Annotated in this window: 18 protein-coding genes and 1 riboswitch; of the genes, 11 read left to right on the top strand and 7 right to left on the bottom strand. The window is 31.0% G+C overall.

Annotation, left to right across the window (positions count from 1 at the left end; genetic code table 11):
- Positions 1-118: 118 nt before the first annotated feature.
- The 4 genes from H0I32_RS03020 to H0I32_RS03005 form a co-directional block, all read right to left on the bottom strand.
- Positions 119-1,945, bottom strand: coding sequence for an ABC transporter ATP-binding protein (locus H0I32_RS03020; protein ID WP_179314032.1), 1,827 nt, complete (start codon positions 1,943-1,945; stop codon positions 119-121).
- Positions 1,946-3,676: a phospho-sugar mutase gene (locus H0I32_RS03015; RefSeq protein WP_179314031.1), complete on the bottom strand. Its 1,731-nt coding sequence runs from the start codon at positions 3,674-3,676 to the stop codon at positions 1,946-1,948.
- 81 nt (positions 3,677-3,757) lie between these two features.
- Positions 3,758-4,726, bottom strand: a complete 969-nt coding sequence (locus tag H0I32_RS03010; RefSeq protein WP_179314030.1) for a glycosyltransferase family 2 protein — start codon at positions 4,724-4,726, stop codon at positions 3,758-3,760.
- Positions 4,727-4,770: 44 nt separating this feature from the next.
- Positions 4,771-5,304, bottom strand: coding sequence for a DUF4199 domain-containing protein (locus H0I32_RS03005; RefSeq protein WP_173586734.1), 534 nt, complete (start codon positions 5,302-5,304; stop codon positions 4,771-4,773).
- A 160-nt stretch (positions 5,305-5,464) separates the two neighbouring features.
- On the opposite strand from H0I32_RS03005, the gene H0I32_RS03000 reads away from it, so the two are divergent.
- The 3 genes from H0I32_RS03000 to H0I32_RS02990 all read left to right on the top strand — a co-directional run bounded on the left by H0I32_RS03000 (position 5,465) and on the right by H0I32_RS02990 (position 7,949).
- Complete coding sequence (locus H0I32_RS03000) at positions 5,465-5,716, top strand: type B 50S ribosomal protein L31 (protein ID WP_092467308.1); 252 nt, start codon at positions 5,465-5,467, stop codon at positions 5,714-5,716.
- A gap of 147 nt (positions 5,717-5,863) precedes the next feature.
- A complete protein-coding gene (locus H0I32_RS02995; protein WP_179314029.1) occupies positions 5,864-7,039 on the top strand; it encodes a GlmU family protein in 1,176 nt (391 codons plus the stop codon).
- Positions 7,008-7,949, top strand: a complete 942-nt coding sequence (locus H0I32_RS02990) for a TolB family protein (protein WP_173586736.1) — start codon at positions 7,008-7,010, stop codon at positions 7,947-7,949. The genes H0I32_RS02995 and H0I32_RS02990 overlap by 32 nt, the downstream gene beginning before the upstream one ends.
- A 9-nt stretch (positions 7,950-7,958) precedes the next feature.
- Here the strand turns inward: H0I32_RS02990 and H0I32_RS02985 are convergent, their stop codons facing one another.
- Positions 7,959-9,575: an ABC transporter substrate-binding protein gene (locus tag H0I32_RS02985; RefSeq protein ID WP_179314028.1), complete on the bottom strand. Its 1,617-nt coding sequence runs from the start codon at positions 9,573-9,575 to the stop codon at positions 7,959-7,961.
- Positions 9,576-9,620: 45 nt separating this feature from the next.
- Between H0I32_RS02985 and mtaB the strand changes: the two genes are divergently transcribed.
- Both mtaB and H0I32_RS02975 read left to right on the top strand, forming a co-directional pair.
- The gene (mtaB, locus tag H0I32_RS02980) at positions 9,621-10,955 is read left to right on the top strand and encodes a tRNA (N(6)-L-threonylcarbamoyladenosine(37)-C(2))-methylthiotransferase MtaB (protein WP_179314027.1); all 1,335 of its coding nucleotides are present in this window, start codon (positions 9,621-9,623) and stop codon (positions 10,953-10,955) included.
- A 78-nt stretch (positions 10,956-11,033) separates the two neighbouring features.
- Positions 11,034-11,534: a hypothetical protein gene (locus H0I32_RS02975; protein WP_173586739.1), complete on the top strand. Its 501-nt coding sequence runs from the start codon at positions 11,034-11,036 to the stop codon at positions 11,532-11,534.
- Between the two features lie 74 nt (positions 11,535-11,608).
- Here H0I32_RS02975 and H0I32_RS02970 read toward each other — a convergent pair whose 3' ends face one another.
- Positions 11,609-11,905, bottom strand: a complete 297-nt coding sequence (locus tag H0I32_RS02970; protein ID WP_173586740.1) for an N-acetyltransferase — start codon at positions 11,903-11,905, stop codon at positions 11,609-11,611.
- A gap of 184 nt (positions 11,906-12,089) precedes the next feature.
- Between H0I32_RS02970 and H0I32_RS02965 the strand changes: the two genes are divergently transcribed.
- From H0I32_RS02965 to H0I32_RS02950, 4 genes are all read left to right on the top strand, one after another.
- A complete protein-coding gene (locus H0I32_RS02965; RefSeq protein WP_179314026.1) occupies positions 12,090-12,752 on the top strand; it encodes an alpha/beta hydrolase in 663 nt (220 codons plus the stop codon).
- Between the two features lie 137 nt (positions 12,753-12,889).
- Complete coding sequence (locus tag H0I32_RS02960) at positions 12,890-13,846, top strand: lytic transglycosylase domain-containing protein (RefSeq protein ID WP_173586742.1); 957 nt, start codon at positions 12,890-12,892, stop codon at positions 13,844-13,846.
- Positions 13,847-13,849: 3 nt separating this feature from the next.
- A complete protein-coding gene (gene cls, locus H0I32_RS02955) occupies positions 13,850-15,298 on the top strand; it encodes a cardiolipin synthase (RefSeq protein ID WP_218841353.1) in 1,449 nt (482 codons plus the stop codon).
- A 77-nt stretch (positions 15,299-15,375) separates the two neighbouring features.
- Positions 15,376-15,471: riboswitch (SAM-I-IV-variant riboswitch) on the top strand.
- Positions 15,472-15,519: 48 nt separating this feature from the next.
- Positions 15,520-16,833: a Na+/H+ antiporter NhaC family protein gene (locus H0I32_RS02950; protein ID WP_173586743.1), complete on the top strand. Its 1,314-nt coding sequence runs from the start codon at positions 15,520-15,522 to the stop codon at positions 16,831-16,833.
- Between the two features lie 5 nt (positions 16,834-16,838).
- Here H0I32_RS02950 and H0I32_RS02945 read toward each other — a convergent pair whose 3' ends face one another.
- On the bottom strand, positions 16,839-17,420 hold the full coding sequence (locus H0I32_RS02945; RefSeq protein ID WP_173586744.1) for a DUF2892 domain-containing protein: 582 nt from the start codon (positions 17,418-17,420) through the stop codon (positions 16,839-16,841).
- Between the two features lie 170 nt (positions 17,421-17,590).
- Between H0I32_RS02945 and rpmH the strand changes: the two genes are divergently transcribed.
- Together rpmH and carB are read left to right on the top strand one after the other, a co-directional pair.
- Positions 17,591-17,752 (top strand): 50S ribosomal protein L34, encoded by a 162-nt coding sequence (rpmH, locus tag H0I32_RS02940; RefSeq protein ID WP_173586745.1) that lies wholly within the window; start codon positions 17,591-17,593, stop codon positions 17,750-17,752.
- Positions 17,753-17,852: 100 nt separating this feature from the next.
- Entirely contained in the window at positions 17,853-20,705 is a 2,853-nt protein-coding gene (gene carB / locus H0I32_RS02935; RefSeq protein WP_179314025.1) for a carbamoyl-phosphate synthase large subunit, read from the top strand.
- Position 20,706: the final 1 nt, after the last annotated feature.

The raw sequence follows: 20,706 nt of genomic DNA, 5'->3' as shown, positions 1-20,706 counted from the left end.
CCTCAGCTTAACCTAACAAGCGTTATCATTGCCCCAAATCTGATAACAAAGAAAAGGATGTATAATATATACATCCTTTTTTTATTTCTACTAAGTTTTTAATTTTAAATTGTTCAGCTTATTCAAAGCTTTGCATATCTACTAGTTTTCTGTAAACGCCATTTTTTGCAATAAGATCACTATGTGTACCTTGTTCTGCAATTTCTCCTTTTTGCATTACTACAATAAGGTCCGCGTTTTGGATGGTAGATAGACGGTGAGCGATAACAATAGAAGTTCTATTCTTCATCATATTCTCTAAAGCATCTTGTACTAGTCTTTCACTTTCAGTATCTAAAGCTGAGGTTGCTTCATCTAAAATCATTATTGGTGGATTTTTAAGGACTGCTCTAGCAATGTTTATTCTTTGCTTTTGTCCTCCAGAAATTTTACCACCAGAATCTCCAATATTAGTATGAATACCTTCAGGTAAATCTTTTACAAATTCCCAAGCATTTGCAATTTTTAAAGCTTCTGTAATCTCTTCGTCACTAGCATCTTCTTTTCCTACTTTTAAATTATTAGCGACAGTATCGTTAAATAATATTGAGTCTTGATTAACTAAGCCTAAAAAGCCTCTTAAAGATCTTTTAGATAGATTTTTTATGTTTTCTCCATCAATATTAATGTGACCTTCATTAACATCGTAAAATCGAGTTACTAGATTTGCTATAGTACTTTTACCACTTCCAGATTGTCCAACAAGAGCTATAGATTTTCCTTTAGGAATTGTTAAGCTGAAGTTTTTTAAGACATAATGATCTTCATATTTAAATGAAATATTTTCAACAGTAATTTCCTTATCAAAAGTTTGTTTTTCGATAGGGTTTTCAATTTCTTTTATTTCATTCTCTGTTTCTAAAAACTCTAGGATTCTATTAGCGGCTCCATCTCCACGTTTTACACTATAGCTCGCTTTAGCTATTGCTTTTGCAGGTGTTAAAATGTTATAGGCTAATGTAATGTACCCCACAAAGAAACTTGCATCCATTGTTTTGTCTACAAAAACAAGATAGCCACCATAAACTAATAAAACACCAATAACTACAATTCCTAATAACTCACTTAAAGGAGATGCTAAGTTTTGTCTATTAAGTAGCTTGTTAGAATAATTATAATATCTGTCGTTACTGTCTTCAAATTTACGTGCAAACATTTTCTCTACGTTGAAGGCTTTTATAATTCTTAAACCTCCCATAGTTTCTTCTAAAACAGATAAAAATATCCCTTGTTCTTTCTGAACTTTTAGAGAGCCTTTCTTTAAGGATTTTCCGATTTTAGAGATTATAAAACCTGAAACAGGAATAAATACGAGAACAAATAGTGTAAGTTTAGGACTAAGAATAAGCATTGTAACTAGAGAGAATAATATTGTAAGCGGTTCTCTTACAATCATTTCTAGTATAGCTAAGAATGAATTTCTAACCTCGTTAACATCTGCACTTACTCTAGATATAGTATCTCCTTTTGACTTTTCTGAATAAAAAGCAAGTGGTAGTGTTACTATTTTATCGTAGAGTTTGTTTCTGATATCTTTTAACACCCCATTTCTTAAGAAAGTAATAAAATACATTGCGAGATAGTTAGAAATGTTTTTGAGTAAAAACATACTTATTATAACTCCGACCATCATCATTAGTACTTTAAAGTCTCCATATTTTTCAATATTATCGACTATAAAATAATTGAGATAATCTTCCCCGTAATTTTGTAATTTAAACCAACCTTGCCATATCGGTTTTGCTGTAACGACACGTTGATCACTAAAAATAACTTTAAATACAGGAATTAAAGCGATAAAAGAAAGTGTGCTAAAAAGCGCATATAAAATATTAAAGAAAATGTTTAAATACGCATACCTCTTGTAAGGTAGGGCAAAAGGTATGAGTTTTTTTATGTAATTCATCTATTGTAATTTCATGTCTACTAAAATAGCATCGATTCTGTCATCCAACAATTGCTCCGTTGTTTCAAAGTCTGCCGAATTGTCAAGATCTTTATTTACGCTGATATAGAATTTTATTTTAGGTTCTGTTCCACTTGGTCTTAAAGCTATTTTGCTTCCTTCTTCTGTATAATAAATTAAGACATTAGATTTAGGAATTTCAATCGCTGTTTCTTCATTAGTTTGAAGATTTTTTGAGATTGATAATTGGTAATCTTCAATTAAAACCACTTTTTCACCATTGATTTCTTTTAAAGGATTATTTCTTGCATCAACCATCATTTGCTTAATTTCTTGTGCACCTTCAATACCTTTTTTAGTTATAGATACTAAACGTTCTTTAAAGAAACCATGCTCAACATATAAGTCAATTAAGCTTTGGTACATTGTTTTACCTTCAGCTTTTGCTTGAGCTGCAATTTCGCAAGCTAATAGAGTAGAGGTAACCGCATCTTTATCGCGTACAAAATCACCAACCATAAAACCAAAACTTTCTTCTCCACCACCAATGAAATCCATGGTTGGGAAATCTTTAATCATTTTAGCAATCCATTTAAAACCTGTAAGACCTATTTTGCATTCTACATCATAAGCACTAGCTAAAACAGACATCATAGGAGTTGATACAATTGTAGAACCAACAAATTGGTTATCGTTGATTTTTCCTGAGTTTTTCCATTGTTTTAGTAGAAAATTCGTCATTAAAATCATCGTTTGGTTTCCGTTAAGAATTACCAATTCATTTTCTAAATTACGAACTACAACTCCTAAACGGTCACAATCAGGATCTGTTCCGATCACAATATCACCATCAACTTTTCCTGCAAGTTCCACTGCCATTTTTAAAGCTTCTGGTTCTTCAGGGTTAGGTGATACTACCGTTGGGAAATCTCCATTTGGTACACGTTGTTCTTCAACAATATTAACGTTGGTATAACCCGCACGTTTTAAAGTTTCAGGAATAGCTGTAATAGAGGTTCCATGTAAAGAGGTAAAAACAATGTTTAAGTTTTCTTTAGCTTCTTTTGAAGTATCAAAACTTCCATTTTTTATAGATGAATTGATAAAAACATCATCAACATCTTTACCTATATATTGAATTAAGCTGTCATTAGCTTCAAACTTAATTTCAGAATACTCTAATTTATTTATTTCTGCAATAACTCCAGAATCTTGAGGTGGCACTAATTGTCCGCCATCTTGCCAATATACTTTATAACCATTGTATTCTGGTGGATTGTGAGATGCTGTTAATACAATACCACAATGACAATCTAAATGTTTTAGTGCAAATGATAATTCTGGGGTTGGTCTTAAATCTTCAAATAAAAAGACTTTAATTCCATTAGCAGAAAATACATCTGCAACCAATTTTCCAAATGTTTTACTATTGTGTCTACAATCAAAAGCAATTGCCACTTTTAATTCTTCACTAGGAAACGATTCTTGTAAATAGTTACTTAAACCTTGTGTGTTTTTTCCTAATGTATATTTATTCATTCGGTTGGTCCCAAGGCCCATAATACCACGCATTCCACCTGTTCCAAATTCAAGATCTTTATAAAAACTCTCCTCTAATTCTTTCGGATTAGTAGCAATTAGGTTTTTTATTTCTTTTTGAGATTCTTCATCAAAAGTTGGTGTTAACCAAGAGTTAACACGTTCTAGTATTTCTGGTTTAATATGAATCATGAGTAAAATAGATTTATTTAGAGTAAAAATAATTGAGTAACAAAAATAAACAATATAACAATTTTAGAACGAGTTATCGCTTTATAATTGTGGTGTTCTTTGTAAATTTAATTGCTCTTTAATATAGTAACGTTGTTGGTTTTGTCGGTTGCTGCGTAAAACAAGTTCACCTAAAAAACCAGCAATAAATAATTGTGAACCAATAATCATTGTAGATAGTGCAATGTAGAATTGCGGACGATCTGTGATAAGTCTTCCTGTTGGGTTTAAAAATAATTTATCGATACCTAGATAAAATGCAAATCCGAAACCAATAAGTGTCATTATAACACCAAGGGCACCAAATAAGTGCATCGGTCTTTTTCCGAAATGAGAAACAAACCAAATCGTTATTAAATCTAAAAAACCGTTGATAAAACGATTCATTCCAAATTTAGTTTGGCCATATTTCCGAGCTTGATGAAGCACTACTTTCTCGCCAATTTTAATAAAACCTGCATTTTTTGCTAAGACAGGGATATAACGATGCATTTCTCCATAAACATCAACGTGTTTAACTACAGTATTACTGTAAGCTTTTAACCCACAATTAAAATCATTGAGTTGTACACCTGAGGTTTTTCTTGCCGCCCAGTTAAATAATTTTGAAGGTAGATTTTTAGAGATAAAAGAATCATATCGTTTCTTTTTCCAACCAGATACAAGATCTAAACCTTCTTTTTTAATCATTTTAAAAAGTTCGGGTATTTCTTCTGGGTTATCTTGTAAATCAGCATCCATGGTAATAACAACATCGCCTTCTGCTTTTGCAAAACCGGCATGTAAAGCTTGAGATTTCCCAAAGTTTTTTAGAAACCTTATGCCTTTTACATTTGGGTTTATTTCACCGAGTTCTGTTATTGTTTGCCAAGATTGGTCCGTACTACCATCGTCTATAAATAGTATTTCGTAAGAAAACTGATTAGACTGCATCACAGATACAATCCAATTGTGTAATTCTTTTAGGGATTCGTCCTCATTAAGTAGTGGTATAACTACTGATATATCCATAGAGTTTTGATGTAATTTCTGAACTTCAAAAGTAAAGAAATTAATTAAGCTTCGTTAGGGTCTTTACGTTTTGTAGCAAGAGCAACAATAAGGCCAATAACACTATAAGCAACAAGTTGATATGCGTTTGTTTTAATTGTATTTGCTAAAGAGAAAAAACTATCCTCTGCTTGCATTTGTTCCATAGCTTGGTCAACGGCTTCTTGTGGAGCTCCAAAATTAGACATCATTGCAATTTGAGAATTTATAATTTTTTCTTGAAGAATAACGGCTGCCTCAGGATCTACAATATTAAAAATAACAAAGCCAATAAGTGCAGGGATTAAAGTTCCGATTGCAATTGTGATAAAAAAAGCAGAAAAAGCTTCTTTAAAACTAATAAAGCCACCTAAAAGTTTTTTAGCATTTATAGAAGATATAATTCCAAAAACTATGACTAATAACATTTGAGTGATGCCGTACCACCATTGTGTAAACAAATCTAGATAAACAGCGTAACCTATAATTGTAAAAGAAGATATGATTAGAGCTAGATATAAACCGTAATTAATTGCTATAGATTTTAAAGATTTGTCCATTTTAAAATAAGTTTTTTAGTTTAATTATCTAGTTAGTATGCAAAGTTATAAATATGTTACATATATTTGTAAAATAAAATTTGTAAAAAAGATTGTAGGTTTGTGAAAAATAATTAAATTTGCACCTCGAAAAAATCGAATTTATTTAAAGCATTTAGTAATGAAAGCAGGAATACACCCAGAAAATTATAGAGTTGTAGCGTTTAAAGACATGTCAAATGAAGAGGTGTATTTAACGAAATCTACAGCAGACACAAGTGAAACTATCGATGTAGATGGTACTGAATACCCATTAGTAAAATTAGAGATCTCTAGAACATCTCACCCTTTTTACACTGGTAAATCTAAATTAGTAGATACAGCTGGTCGTATTGACAAGTTCAAAAACAAATATGCTAAGTTTAAAAAATAAACTTTGCTTACTAATACTACAAAAAAAAGCCTTTCTGTTATCAGAAAGGCTTTTTTATTTTATGCAATTAAGTTATTTTTGATATTATAATTAAGTCTGAATTTTAGATATTATCATCTAACATCAACTTCAAATTTTAAACATTCAATGAACTATATATTATTTGATGGTCCTTACCGCAATAATCTCTTACCTTTTACTTTTACAAAACCAGTAGCAGAATTAAGAATTGGTATTTTAACAATTCGTCAGAAATGGGAGTCTTATTTAGAATATACAACCACTACAGTTACTGAAGATTATTTATCAGACAAATATCCAATGGTAGAAATGGAAGAGAACATTATGATTAATGCTTCGTTTTTACCTAATCTAGAAGTTGTAGAAGTTGTAAAAAACTTAAAACATAATGAAGCTTTATTTAAAGACGAAGATGTTATTGCTTTTTTTGCAAAAGAAGGTGAAGAATTTTCTGATTTTTCAAATTTTGACGCCATTGAATTTAATGGCGATATCTTGAAGATTGAACATACTTGGGATATTTTCTCTAAGAATAGAGAAGCAATTATTGAAGATTTTAATTTAATTACAAAAGATAGGGAGTCAGAACCTATACCAGCAACAATAAACACAATTAACCCTGAAAACATATTTATAGAAAAAGGAGCAACCTTAAATTTTGCGACTTTAAATGCCAGTTCAGGACCAATTTACATAGGTAGAGATTCTGAAGTTATGGAGGGGTCTATAGTTAGAGGACCTTTTGCACTTTGCCATGATGCTACTTTAAAAATGGCAAGTAAAATCTACGGACCAACAACAGTTGGTCCGCATAGTAAAGTTGGTGGAGAGGTAAGTAATTCTGTTATTTCTGGGTATTCTAATAAAGGACATGATGGCTTTTTAGGGAATTCAGTTTTAGGAGAATGGTGTAATCTTGGTGCAGATACTAATAATAGTAATTTAAAAAACAACTATGCAGAAGTAAGACTTTGGGATTACGAAACTGAAGGTTTTGCAAAAACAGGATTGCAATTTTGCGGCTTAATGATGGGAGATCATAGTAAATGTGGTATCAATACCATGTTTAATACAGGTACTGTCGTTGGTGTAAGTGCTAATATCTTTGGAAGTGGTTTTCCTAGAAACTTTGTTCCTAGTTTTTCTTGGGGCGGAAGTAAAGGCTTTGTAACCTATAAAACCAATAAAGCTTTTGAGGTGGCAGAAGTTGTAATGAAACGACGTAAAATTGAGTTAACAGATCAAGATAGAGCTATTTTAGAACATGTTTTTGAAGAAACAAAACAATACAGAAGAGATTAAGACGATGTTGAAATTGAAATTTACACTACTAATTTTATTAGTTTTTAATTTTGGGTTTACTCAAAGCAAAGACGTAGAAGTTGAAAAACTAGAAATAAATACGAAGCTAGATCATTTTGCTCCTCGTGTTGTAGGAGATAAAATATTTTTTAGTTCGAATCTTATAACTAAAAGAGGTCGTGCTGTGAAAGATGATTTTGGTGGATTTTTGTATGATATATATGAAGGATCTATTGATGAAAAAGGTGAAATACAAAATGCGAAACCTATAGTTAAGACAGAATTAGGACGATTTAATATGTCTGCAGCGACCTACTCTAAAGACGGTAAATACATGTATTTTACCACAAATCAGGCAAGTAAAGGGAATAATAAATATAAGGGCGTTGAGACTTATAATTTGCAGATTCAGAGGGCTGAATATGTAGAAGGTAGTGGTTGGACTAATTTTACAACATTACCGTTTTGTGATCCTGATTTTAATTTTTTACACCCAGCATTAAGTCTTGATGAAACTACACTTTATTTTGTAGCAACTGTTAAAGGAACAAAAGGGAAGTCTGATTTATATAAGGTTTCTGTTAGCGACCATAAAACATATGGAGAAATTAGTAAATTAAGCGAAAAGATTAACTCATCACGTACCGAGATTTATCCTTTTGTTAGTGCAGATAATAAACTTTATTTCACGTCAGATAGACGTGGAGGTAAAGGTAGTTTAGATATTTATAGTTATGACTTAAGCTCTAAAAATGAGGAAGAAATACCAGTCTCTTTAGAAGAACCTATTAATAGTCCTGGAGACGATTTTTCTTTTTTCTTAAATGATGATTTAACAACAGGTTATTTATCTTCTAGACGTTTAAAAGGAGAAGGTGGTGATGATTTGTACTATTTTTCAAAATTTTAAATTATAGATTTAATCTTTTTTTACGGATTTTAGCTCTAGAAGGTTAGTGGCGTTAATGCCTAAGCCATCGACGTTTTTTCTAGTGAATCTAACAACTTCATCATAGAATAAAGGAACTATTGGTGCAGAATCCATAATTAAAGAATCCATTTTTGTGTAAAGTGCTTTTCGTTTTTCTGAATTCGTTTCTAGATAAGCAGCTTCATACATTTTATCGAACTGAGTATTTTTAAAGTGTGTGTAATTTGGGCCGTTTGGCGCAAAATTCTTGCTGTAATATAAAGAAAGATAATTTTCAGCATCAGGATAATCGGCAATCCAACTCGCTCTAAAAAAGTCTACTTGGCCATTAGCTTTGGCGTCTTTAAGACTTGAGGGCGGAATGACATCAACATTCACTAATAATCCTGTTTTTTGAAGTTCTCGTTGAATAAATTCGCAAAAACTTAAATAATTACTAGTTGTTGTAAGTGTGATTTCAGGATTCTTGTTTCCTGTTTCATCTTTATATTCTGAAACTAATTGTTTTGCTAATTCAGGTTGGTAAGTAAATCCGATGGTTTCATCATAACCTGGTAATCCCTTTGGTATAAAGCCACCATTTGCAGGAATTCCGATCCCATTTCTTAAATACATCATCATTTTATCACGATCAAAACCTACATTAATTGCTTTTCTTAATTTTTTAGACTGAATGGTGTTGACTTCAGTTTCCATAAAAAAGCCTAAATATTCGGTGTTTAAATAAGGACCTCTGATCATTTTTACCTCCTTGGCATAATCAGGTCTTAACTGACCATCAGTTGTTAGGATTTCATCTTTATAAGAACCATCTAATCCTGAAACAAAATCAATGTTTCCTTGTGCAAATTGTAAAAATTCACTTTGCTTATCTGGTAAAAAGGTAATGGCTACGGCTTCTAGATAAGGTAATTGTTGACCTATAGAATCTGTTTCAAAATAATGATTGTTTCGTCTAAAAACTAGTTTTAAATTTTCTTCCCAACGTTTAAATTTAAAAGGACCAGTACCAATAGGGTGAGATCTAAAGTCATTACCATAATGTTCAACAATTTCTTTTGGGACAACAGAACAATATTTCATGGTTAATAAACCTAAAAATGCAGGAAAAGGTTGTTTCAATTTAATTTGAAATACAGAATCATTGATAGCAAAGAAATCTTCTACTTTGTTTAAAACCCAACTTCCTGGTGAAGCAATGGTTTTATCTCTTAGCCTATTGAAGCTATATTCAAAATCTGAAGCATTAACCTGTCTTGTAGAATCTTTTCCGAATAATTCATGTTTATGAAAAAACACATCATTTCTAAGATTAAAAGTATAAACCGTTGCACTATCTGAAATTGTACATGTTTTAGAAATAGAGGGTTGCACATTTAATTGGTCGTCCATTTGTACCAATCCGTTAAATAACTGATTGGTAGCCCAAATATCTGCTAAGTCTTTTGAAAAAGCAGGATCTAAAGAACCTATGTTTTTATGTTCGTTGTATCTAAATACTTCAGTCGTTAATTGTGGATTTTCATTAGAATCACATGAGAAAACTAATAAAAAAAGCGAACAATAGAGTAGACTATGGAATAAGGAGGGTGTGAATTTTAGCATATAACTTATATGTTGTAAATTTGCAAACTTGGTAAAAGTACAAGAATGAATCCAACTAAAAAAGTCGCATTTTACACACTAGGTTGTAAACTTAATTTTTCTGAAACTTCTACAATAGCGAGAAGCTTTAGTGAGGAAGGGTTCGATCGTGTGGATTTTAAAGAATCAGCGGATATATATGTTATTAATACCTGCTCGGTTACCGAAAATGCAGACAAACGATTTAAGTCTATTGTAAAACAAGCTCAGAAGGTAAATCCGGATGCTTTTGTTGCTGCAATTGGTTGCTATGCGCAGTTAAAACCTGAAGAATTAGCAGATGTAAATGGTGTAGATTTAGTTTTAGGAGCTACTGAAAAATTCAAAATCACAGATTACCTTAATGATTTAACTAAAAATGATTTTGGTGAAGTGCATTCTTGCGAAATAGAAGATGCTGATTTTTATGTTGGTAGTTATTCTATTGGAGATAGAACCAGAGCATTTTTAAAGGTTCAAGACGGTTGTGATTACAAATGTACTTATTGTACCATTCCTTTAGCTAGAGGGATTTCTCGTAGTGATACTATGACGAGTGTACTTAAAAATGCTAAAGAAATCTCAGAACAAGGGATCAAAGAAATTGTACTCACAGGTGTTAATATTGGTGATTACGGTAAAGGTGAGTTTGGGAATAAAAAACACGAACATACTTTTTTAGATTTGGTTAGAGAATTAGATAAAGTAGAAGGTATTGAGCGTTTAAGAATTTCTTCAATTGAACCTAATTTACTTAAGAATGAAACTATCGATTTGGTTTCGAAATCTAGAGCATTTGTACCTCATTTTCATGTGCCATTGCAGAGTGGAAGTAACGTTATTCTTAAAAAGATGAAGCGTCGCTACATGAAAGAATTATATGTAGACCGTGTCACTAAAATTAAAGAAGTGATGCCAGATGCTTGTATTGGTGTTGATGTTATTGTTGGTTTTCCTGGAGAAACTAACGAAATCTTTTTAGAGACTTATAATTTTTTAAACGATTTAGATATTTCTTATTTACATGTGTTTATGTATTCGGAACGAGATAATACAGAAGCAGCCGAAATGGATGATGTAATAGCTAAGAATGTGAGAGCCAAGCGCAGTAAAATGTTAAGAGGTTTATCTGCAAAGAAACGTCGTGCTTTTTATGAAAATCAGTTAGACACTGACCGTACTGTTTTATTTGAAGGCGAAAATAAAGAAGGTTACATACATGGATTTACTGAAAACTATGTAAAAGTTAAAGCACCTTGGAATCCAGAATTGGTAAATACACTTCAAAAAGTCAGATTAACGAAGATAGATGAAGATGGTCTAGTTCGTTTTGATTTTCAACAAGATTTAGTTGCTAACTAACTGTGTTTTAATTTTTTTATTAAAGTTTATTAATAATAAGATATTTCGTTTTACCTTTAAAAATTGTAAATTACTATAATGAAAAATACAATTAAGGCTTTTTTTATTCTTTGTTTAGCAATTGCTATGAGTGCTTGTACTAAAAGTGATAAGTCTAAAGCAATAGGTGTTTGGCAATTAACGACCCGCACAACAGATATTCCTTTTGATGTTAATAGTGATGGTGTGTTTAACACTAACTTAGTTGATGAAATAGATTGTAATGAAATAGAAACTTTAACTTTTGAAGAAAACGGAACTGTTTTTTCAGGAAACGAAGCTTCTGTTATAATGAAGTATTTTAAGACTGCTGACACTAATTCTTATGGTCTTAATATTGATTGTAATAAAGAAGGAATTATTAGTTTTGCTTCTAGTTATAATGAGATTGATGAGGATACAATTCAGGTTTCAGGTAGAAATTATGTAATTGACAATAATACAATGACAACTATATTTAAAGATGCGGTAAAAGTTTATAATGAAGATTTTACTGAAATTATAGAAACAAGAGATTTAAAGCTTGTTTATAAAAAATAAATAGCTAATTATTAGGCCATAAAAAACTCGAAACACTTAAGTTTCGAGTTTTTTTTTATATTAATTTTTCTTTTTTATATACGAATACCTACTGGAAGCATGCGTTTATATTTTCTGTTTCGTCTTACAAATTTTGCGATTTCAGGACTTGTTGGTACTACACTAATGTCTCTTTCTTTTATATTACTAAAAACTAAATCTATAAACTCTAATTCTAGTTCATCTGTTCTAATAGCCTCAGGAATAATCATTTTAGTTAAGAATATTTTGCGTTCCTGCAAAGAATATTCAATAATAGCCATCTCATTTTCAACGTTTAATTCAAATTGACGTAAAAAATCATTATCAATCAGTTCAGCAGTTTCTGTCATATTTGTTTAATTTTTTAATTAGCAGTTGGAGAGTAGATACTATATTTTATATAGTTTTGTAAAACAAAGATACGCATAAATGAACTATAAACCTATGTGTCTAGTGTTAAAAGCTTGCTGAGTAATGATTTATAGTAATGTATTTAGATTTCTTTAACAAAAATATTGTCTAAAGCTAAAACAGATGAAAACAGACCTTACACATGTTTATTTAATGCCAGGTATGGCAGCTAACCCTACAATATTTGAGTACATTAAATTACCTGAAGACCAATATGAAATTCATTGGTTAAAATGGCAAATTCCGGATAAAGAAGAAACGCTTCAAGAATATGCACAACGCATGTGTAATTTTATAAAGCATGATAATATTGTTTTGTTAGGAGTCTCTTTTGGAGGGATTTTAGTACAAGAGATGTGTAAATTAATAAAAGTTAAAAAGTTATTTGTAGTTTCTAGTGTAAAATCTCATCATGAGTTACCCAAGCGATTCAAGCTTCTTAAAGTTACTAAAGCTTATAAGATTCTTCCAACCCAATTGGTTAGTAATATAGATTTATTAGCAAAGTATGCCTTTGGAGAAACGGTGAAAAAACGTGTAGATTTGTATAAAAAGTACCTTTCCGTTAATGATAAAACTTATTTAGATTGGTCTATTAAGCAAGTGGTGTGTTGGGACCAAGAAGAGCCAAATACTCAGGCTATTTATATTCATGGCGATAAGGATATTGTTTTTCCTCATTCTTGTACCGGAAATTGTATCGTTATTAGTGGCGGAACTCACATAATGATCATTAATAAGTATAAATGGTTTAACGAAAATTTACCAAAACTTATAGAGTCTTGAATTGAATACTGATTGAAGAATGAGTATATTTATAAAAAAGAGTTAGAAAAATAAAAACATAATACAAGCATCTTGCAGACCTTTATTAATCAGCGAAATGATAATAAACTTAGTTCTTGTATTTAAAAATGAATCACATGAAAATCATAAAAAATAGTTTAGCATTAGTCGGTATCGTTTGTGTATCTGGCTTATTTATTTTTGCAATGCAAAAATCCCCAGAACCAGATAATGCATTATCTGATTATATGTTGGGTAAAGATGATCCTATTGTCAATAATTATAATGTATATGCCTTAGAAATGCCTGAAGATTTAAACTTTGCAGGTGAAGCTGTACCAATTAATGATCCGGATATTTATGAGCGTATGGATAGAGAATTATTGGTTAATACCTATTGGCAATCTAATGGCTTATTAATGTTTAAGCGTGCTAAAAAATATTTTCCAATTATAGAACCTATTTTGAAGAAAAATGGAATTCCAGATGATTTTAAATACTTAGCTGTAATTGAAAGTGGATTAATTAAAACTGCAAAATCACCTGCAGGTGCTAGTGGTATGTGGCAAATTATGGCAGCTACAGGTAAAGAGAACGGCTTAGAGGTTAATTCTAATGTAGATGAACGTTATAACATTGAAAAGGCAACAGAAGTAGCTTGTGATTATTTAAAGAAAGCTAAAGCTAATTTAGGATCTTGGACAAAAGCTGCAGCAGCATATAATGCAGGTAATGCTGGTGTTTCTAGACGATTAAAAGAACAAGATGTTACTGGTTATTACGATTTATTATTAGGAGAAGAAACAGGACGTTATGTGTTTAGAATTGTAGCTTTAAAAGAAATTCTTTCAAACCCTGATAAGTATGGATTCAACTTTAATAAATCACATTTATACAAAGAAGTACCAACTTATAAGGTAAAAGTAGATACGGCAGTAACTGATTTTGCACAGTTTGCTAAACAATTCGGAATCAACTATAAAATTCTAAAACTTCATAACCCTTGGTTAAGAGAACCGTTTTTAAATAATAAATCGAGAAAACTTTATGAAATAGAAATTCCTAAAGAAGGATATTATAATACACTTCCTTAAATTTTGGAATTTATAAAAAATCATATTTGGCAAATTTTAATTGTATTCAATTATGCACTTGCATTATCTGCAGTGGCAACAATTTTGCTTAAAAAATTAAACCCAACAAAGGCTTTAAGCTACATCATAGGATTGTTAGCTCTACCTTTTTTGGGTTTAATTGTATACTATCTTTTTGGGCAAGAATACCGAAAGACTAAAATATTCAGTAGAAAGAATGTTTTAAATCAAACGATTATAAAAAAGATTCAAGATCAATTAGAATTAGATACCAAAGAGATTAATGAGGTTGATGATTTACTTGATCAAAAATCAAAATTAATCCCTTTACTATATAATAGTGAAAAATCAAAACTCACTATTAATAATGAAGTAAAGCTTATAAAAAATGGTGACGATAAGTTTAAATTGCTTTTTAAAGATATAAAAGAAGCAAAAGATCATATTCATTTAGAGTATTTTGTAATACAAGATGACCAAATAGGTACGGAGTTATTAAATCTATTATGTGAAAAATCACGAGAAGGCTTAGAGATTAGAATTGTTATTGATGATGTAGGGAGTTCTATTTCTTCTAAAATGAAGCGAAAAATAAAAGATTGTGGTATTCAAATGCATTCTTTTATGCCTGTCTTATTTTCAAAATTCACAGGTCAGATGAACTATCGTGATCATCGAAAGATTACCGTTATTGATGGTAAAATAGGATATGTTGGCGGAATAAATGTATCGGATCACTATGTAAATGCAAATAACGATAGGTATTGGCGTGACACACATATTCGTTTAGTAGGCGAGGCTGTTAAACCTTTGCAGATTTTATTTTTTACAACTTGGGATTTTGTGTCAGATGATGGATTAGAAATATCTAAATCTTATTTCCCTGATCACGATTGTAAAGAAAACGTACCACTTCAAATTGCAGCAAGCGGTCCAGATACGGATTGGTCTAATATAATGGAAGCTATTTTCGTTGCCATTACAAATGCAGAAGATCATGTGTATATTACTACACCGTATTTTATTCCTAATAGCGAGATTCTTACGGCACTACAAGTTATTGCGAGAAGTAATATTGAAGTGAAAATTATAGTTCCTAAAACTTCGGATTCCTGGATAGCAGAATATGCTACTAATTCTTATTTAGAAATGCTTTTAGAGGCAGGAGTAGAAGTTTATCATTACACAAAAGGATTTGTGCATGCAAAAACAATGGTTGTAGATGGTGTTTTTAGTACGGTTGGTACTACTAATATGGATTATAGAAGTTTCAATATTAATTTTGAAGTCAATGCTTTAATTTATAGTAAAAAAATTAGTAGTGAATTAACAGCGTTTTTTAATGAAGATTTAAAAGATTGTGAAAAACTAGAATTACAATCTTGGAAAAAACGTTCTAAACGCACAAAAATTATTGAAGCGATAGCGCGTTTAATGGCTCCGTTATTATAATAATTTCTTCAATTTTATAATAATGAGTTAAAATTGAAAGCAAATTTAATTATATATAATATATTTGCCGACTTAAAATAAATTATCAAGAATCTCAAAAGGAGATAGCAACCTGCATTAACAAGCAAGGTGCTAAAAGGATAAGCCAATACTTTGGAAAAAATGTTAATCTAATTTTTCTTTCTTATTTGCATTCTGTCTTCTTTTTAAGAAATAAAAGAATGAAGAAATTAAAAGAATCAGCACCAAACTTTACAGCATTAATTCCATTATTAGTTTTTGTAATTACCTTTTTAGGAATAGGTATTTATAAAGATGATTTTTATCTATTACCTGCGCCAATAGCAGTTATTGTTGGTATTGTCGTTGCCTTCTTGATCTTTAAACAATCTGTTAATGATAAGATAGCGATACTTTTAAAAGGTTGTGGAGATAATAAAATACTAACCATGTGTTTAATCTATTTGTTAGCAGGTGCTTTTGCTGCAATTACTAAATCTACAGGAAGTGTCGATGCTATTGTTAATCTGGGGATGGATTATATTGCTATTCAGTATATTTATTTAGGCATTTTTTTAATAGCAGCTTTTTTATCCATTTCAACAGGAACATCAGTAGGAGCTATTGTAACACTAGCTCCAATAGTAGTTGGCTTTTCAGGACATGGAGATATTTCTTTAGCTGTACTTTGTGGTGCTTTACTAGGTGGATCTATGTTTGGAGATAATTTATCCGTAATATCAGATACAACTATCGCTGCAACACAGTCTTTAGATTGTAAAATGAGTGATAAGTTTAAAGAAAATATTAAAATTGCACTTCCGGCAGCATTAATAACCTTGGTTATTTTAACGGTACAAGGTTTAGATTTAAGTTCTAATGTTTTAAATGATGTTCATTATGATTATTCAGTCATAAAAATTGTTCCTTATATATTAGTCATTATACTATCTGTAATAGGTGTAAATGTATTTGTAACGCTATTTTTTGGAATTATTTCAGCTATTGTATTAGGTGTTTTTGATGGCGATTTTACAGTAATGGAATCTACAAGAATTGCATATACAGGTTTTACAAATATGACAGAGATTTTCTTACTATCACTATTAACAGGTGGTTTAGCAGCTCTGGTAGAAAGAAATGGAGGTATAGACTATATTTTAAATAAAATAAAAATTCTTATTAAAAGTAAAAGGTCTGCTCAATTTGGTATTGCCGCTTTGGTGAGTACTATAAATATGGCGATTGCAAATAATACTGTATCTATAATTATATCGGGTTCTATTGCAAAAACAATAAATGATGAATATGGTTTAACGAATAGAAAAACAGCTTCAATCTTAGATATTTTTGCTTGTGTTATTCAGGGAATATTACCTTATGGAGCTCAGGTTTTAATGATTCTGAGCTTTTCTGAAGGTCAAATAGATTATATAGATTTAATACAAAACACGTGGTATTTGCTTATATTGTTTGTGACAACAATTTTATTAATAAGCTTTGAACCTTTGTTTGTTAAGAAAGTAAAGAAGTAAAAGAATTATCTTTTACTTCTTCTGTTTTGTCTAGATGATGTGGGTTGTCCGTACTGATGTTTAGGTATAGCAGAAGCTTTTTTCATTTGTTGCTTCATCATTTTAATTTGATCAGCTAACATATCACGTTTATCTAATTTTTCTGCTTCAGCTAATAATTTTTGAGCTTCTGGTTTTTTACGTTTAGAAAAAGCAATTCCGGCTAAGTTTAATTTTGCCATCGCTAAATCATGATCCATAGATAAACCTAAATCAATAGCTTTTTTAAAATAACCTTCGGCTTCATTCATATTAGTCTGAGAAACCATAATACCATTTAAATAGTTTAAATAACCTTGTTGCTTTTTAACTAAGGCACCTTCAGGGTTCTTTATTTTGTCTAACCATTTTTTAGAACCTTCAAAATCTTGTTTTCTAAGCTTTAAGAAAGCTAATAAAATCATTTCATTTTTAAAGTAAAGGAAAATAAATATTGTAGACAGTAATAGGTACATAATACCGTTACCTATATAACCTTCAGTAAATTGATATATTCCATAACCAATGATTAATGCAGCTATGACTAATTTTATATTTTTATTAAACATATTTCTGTGTATTTTTACAGTGCGCAAAGATAATAAAATCTAAGAGTTAAAATTCTATTCAAAATTTTTCTTTTGGTATTTGCTAATGTAAAAAGTTGTTGTATATTTGCACGCAGTTTTGGGATAGCTCTCAAAAGATAAAATGATTATAAGATTTAAAATATAAGAAAATGCCAAAAAGAACGTTTCAACCGTCAAAAAGAAAAAGAAGAAACAAACATGGTTTCAGAGAGAGAATGGCTTCTGTTAACGGAAGAAAAGTTTTAGCACGTAGAAGAGCTAAAGGCAGAAAGAGGATCTCTGTATCTTCAGAAACAAGACATAAAAAATAATGATTAACAATTGTTAATATATTAGGGCGTTACTTAGGTGTAACGCCTTTTTTTATACCCTAGAGATACTTATTTTTGCACACCATAACAATTATTACACATGCCGAAGAACAAAAACATTAAATCGATATTACTTATAGGATCTGGTCCAATCGTTATAGGACAAGCTTGTGAATTTGATTATTCAGGATCTCAAGCACTTAGATCGCTAAGAGAAGATGGAATTGAAACAATTCTTATCAATTCTAATCCTGCAACAATAATGACAGATCCAACGATGGCGGATCATGTTTATCTGTTGCCATTAACAACAAAATCGTTAATTCAGATATTAAAAGAACATCCGTATATAGATGCTGTTTTACCTACAATGGGAGGACAAACGGCTCTTAATCTTTGTATTGAAGCTGATGAAAAAGGGATTTGGGAAGATTTTGATGTAGATATTATAGGTGTAGATATCGATGCTATAAATATTACTGAGGATAGAGAACAATTTAGAGAATTAATGCTGAAAATTGGTGTCGGTATGGCGCCTCAAGCTACGGCAACATCTTACCTTAAGGGGAAAGAAATTGCACAAGAGTTTGGTTTTCCTTTAGTTATTAGAGCGTCTTATACATTAGGAGGTGAAGGTGCTTCTTTTGTACATAAAGAAGAAGATTTTGATAAATTATTAACGCGTGGATTAGAAGTATCTCCAATTCATGAAGTTATGATTGATAAAGCTTTAATTGGCTGGAAAGAATACGAATTAGAGCTACTTAGAGATAAAAATGATAATGTTGTAATTATCTGTACTATCGAGAATATGGACCCTATGGGAATCCATACAGGTGATTCTATTACGGTAGCACCAGCAATGACTTTATCTGATAAAACATACCAAAAAATGCGTGATATGGCAATCCATATGATGCGTAGTATTGGTGATTTTGCAGGTGGATGTAACGTTCAGTTTGCAGTAAGTCCTGATGATGAAGAGAATATAATTGCAATTGAAATTAATCCTCGTGTATCTCGTTCATCAGCATTAGCAAGTAAAGCAACAGGTTATCCTATTGCAAAAATTGCAGCAAAATTAGCCATTGGTTATAATTTAGATGAATTACATAACCAAATTACAAAATCTACTTCTGCCTTATTTGAACCAACGTTAGATTACGTTGTTGTTAAGATTCCACGTTGGAATTTCGATAAATTTGAAGGATCAGACAGAACTTTAGGTTTACAAATGAAAGCTGTAGGAGAGGTGATGGCTATTGGTCGTTCTTTCCAAGAAGCGCTACATAAAGCAACTCAATCTTTAGAGATTAAGAGAAATGGTTTAGGTGCAGATGGTAAAGGTTACACAGATTACGATACAGTAATAGAGAAATTGACTTTTGCAAGTTGGGATCGTGTTTTTGTAATTTACGATGCCATCGCTATGGGAATTCCTTTAAGTCGTATTCATGCTATTACTAAAATTGACATGTGGTATTTACGTCAGTATGAAGAATTATTTGAACTTCAGAAAGAAATTTCTACCTATACAATTGATACTTTAGATCGCGAATTATTATTAGAAGCGAAACAAAAAGGTTATGGTGACAGACAAATAGCACACATGTTAGGCTGTTTAGAAAGTGCCGTTTATAACAAACGTAGCGAGTTAAAGATAAATCGTGTATTTAAATTGGTAGATACTTGTGCTGCAGAATTTAAAGCACAGACACCATACTATTATTCAACATTCGAAAGTGAAGTAGAAACAGCTGATGGCGAAGTTTACGTTCAAAACGAAAGTGTTGTTACTGATAAAAAGAAAATTATAGTTTTAGGATCTGGTCCAAACAGAATTGGTCAAGGTATTGAGTTTGATTACTGTTGTGTTCATGGTGTTTTAGCTGCTGCTGAATGTGGTTATGAAACCATCATGATTAACTGTAACCCTGAAACGGTTTCTACAGATTTTGATATTGCTGATAAACTATATTTTGAACCAGTATTCTGGGAGCATATCTACGATATTATTCAACATGAAAAACCAGAAGGTGTCATTGTACAATTAGGTGGACAAACCGCATTGAAACTGGCAGAGAAATTAGAGAAATGGGGCGTTAAGATTATGGGAACTAGCTTCAAAGCTTTAGATTTAGCTGAAGATAGAGGTAGTTTTTCTAACATTTTAAAAGAACACAATATTCCTTATCCTGAGTTTGCAGTTGCTGAGACAGCAGATGAAGCTCTAGCAATCGCTGATGTTTTAGATTTTCCAATTTTAGTAAGACCTTCTTATGTTCTTGGTGGACAAGGAATGAAGATTGTTATTAATAAAAAGGATCTTGAAGAGCACGTAGTTGGATTATTAAAATCTATACCAGGAAATAAATTATTATTAGATCATTATTTAGATGGTGCTATTGAAGCTGAAGCAGATGCAATCTGTGATGGCGAAAATGTTTACATCATTGGTATTATGGAGCATATTGAGCCATGTGGAGTACACTCTGGTGATAGTAACGCAACGTTACCTCCGTTTAACTTAGGTGAATTTGTATTACAACAAATTAAAGATCATACTAAAACAATTGCTTTAGCTTTAAATACTGTTGGTTTAATTAACGTACAATTTGCGGTAAAAGATGATATTGTATATATTATTGAAGCTAACCCAAGAGCATCTCGTACGGTTCCTTTTATTGCAAAAGCGTATAAAGAACCTTATGTAAATTATGCTACAAAAGTGATGTTAGGTGAGAAAAAAGTAACTGATTTTGATTTCAATCCTCAATTAGAAGGATATGCAATTAAGCAACCGGTATTTTCATTTAATAAGTTCCCTAATGTAAATAAACAATTAGGACCTGAAATGAAAAGTACAGGTGAAAGTATCTTATTTATAGATAGTTTAAAGGACGATCAGTTTTATGATTTATATGCAAGAAGAAAAATGTATTTAAGTAAATAAT

It is taken from the genome of Winogradskyella sp. HaHa_3_26 (genome assembly GCF_019278425.1).
GTDB classification, from domain to species: Bacteria; Bacteroidota; Bacteroidia; order Flavobacteriales; family Flavobacteriaceae; genus Winogradskyella; species Winogradskyella undariae.
Note: the sequence above shows the minus strand (reverse complement) of the source record. Positions and strands in the feature narration are given on the sequence as shown.